General features: G+C 57.0%; 2 protein-coding genes. Both read left to right on the top strand.

Annotation, left to right across the window (positions count from 1 at the left end; translation table 11 throughout):
* A partial coding sequence (locus tag MCRY_RS23295) for a sulfotransferase family protein (protein WP_217808266.1) occupies positions 1–289 on the top strand: 289 nt, incomplete at its 5' end.
* Positions 290–312: 23 nt separating this feature from the next.
* On the top strand, positions 313–1,245 hold the full coding sequence (locus MCRY_RS22295; protein ID WP_085633960.1) for an IS5 family transposase: 933 nt from the start codon (positions 313–315) through the stop codon (positions 1,243–1,245).
* The last annotated feature ends 76 nt before the right edge of the window (positions 1,246–1,321 follow it).

The raw sequence follows: 1,321 nt of genomic DNA, 5'->3' as shown, positions 1-1,321 counted from the left end.
ACTATTTCCTATGGACTTCTTTGATGATTACTTCACTGTTGTTAGATACCCGATATCTCGGTTCCAAAGCGCATTCTATTTTAATCAGACAACGCAAAAAACAATCGATAGCAATATAGGAATAAATGAATTTATTTCAGATCTTTGCGTAGATTCAGTTTCCGAATACGGGTTTTATGATGGGCACTTTGCCCCCCAGTCGCAGTTTTTGTATCCGAATGTACAGTATAGATTTTTTCGCTTGGAGGAGGCTCTGTTGCACAAATCTCGTGAGGGATTCATCTTGTGAATCCATCGTGGTAGCCGGGATGCATGAGCAGACCCACACCCCCGACCTACAAGACCAGGAACTGGCCAGCCTACAATGAAGCGCTGAAGCGCCGGGGCTCGCTGACGATCTGGTTTGACCCCGAGATGAGCTGGGATGCCGCGCCGACAGGCAGGCGTGGCCGACAGCATGCCTATAGCGATGCCGCTATCCAGACGTGCCTTTCGATGAAGGTTTTGTTCGGCATGGCGCTTCGGCAGACGACAGGCTTCGTCGAAAGCCTGTTGCGGCTTGTTGGTCTCGACTGGGCTGTGCCCGACTTCAGCACCCTGTCCCGCCGCCAGAAGACCCTGGCCGTCAACATCCCCTATCGTGGGTCGAAGGGCCCGCTGCACCTGCTGATCGACAGCACCGGGATCAAGGTGGAGGGTGAAGGCGAGTGGCATGCGAGTAAGCATGGCGGCCCGAAACGCCGCGTCTGGCGCAAGATCCACCTCGGGATCGACGAGGAAACGCTGGAGATCCGAGCTGTCGAGATTACTGGAAGCCACATCGGCGATGCGCCGATCCTACCCGACCTTCTCAACCAAATCCCGAAGGACCAGGAGATCCGCAGCGTCACGGCTGATGGCGCTTATGACACCCGCAAATGCCACGATGCGATCGCAGACCGCGGCGCATATGCTGTCATCCCGCCCCGCAAGAATGGGAAGCCATGGAAGACCGTTACCGCCGGCGCGGTCGCTCGAAACGAGGCCCTGCGCGCCTCCAAATACCTTGGTCGCGCCCTATGGCGACGATGGAGTGGATACCACCGCCGGAGCCGCGTCGAGACGAAGATGCATTGTGTGAAGCTGCTGGGGCAGCGCCTCATGGCGCGTGACTTCGACCGTCAGGTTGCGGAACTCCAGGTCCGTATCGCCGTGCTCAACGGCTATACCGGGCTTGGCATACCCGTCACGGAAGCTGTGGGATAGGTCCGACCGGGGAAAGGGGAACCCCGGCCATTAGCCGATTTGTGCAACAGAGCCTATTCTGACACTCGCCAAGTAG

It is taken from the genome of Marivita cryptomonadis, from assembly GCF_002115725.1.
In the GTDB taxonomy this organism is placed as follows: Bacteria; Pseudomonadota; Alphaproteobacteria; order Rhodobacterales; family Rhodobacteraceae; genus Marivita; species Marivita cryptomonadis.
The sequence above is the reverse complement of the archived record's forward strand: the minus strand, read 5'-3'. Positions and strand labels throughout refer to the sequence as shown.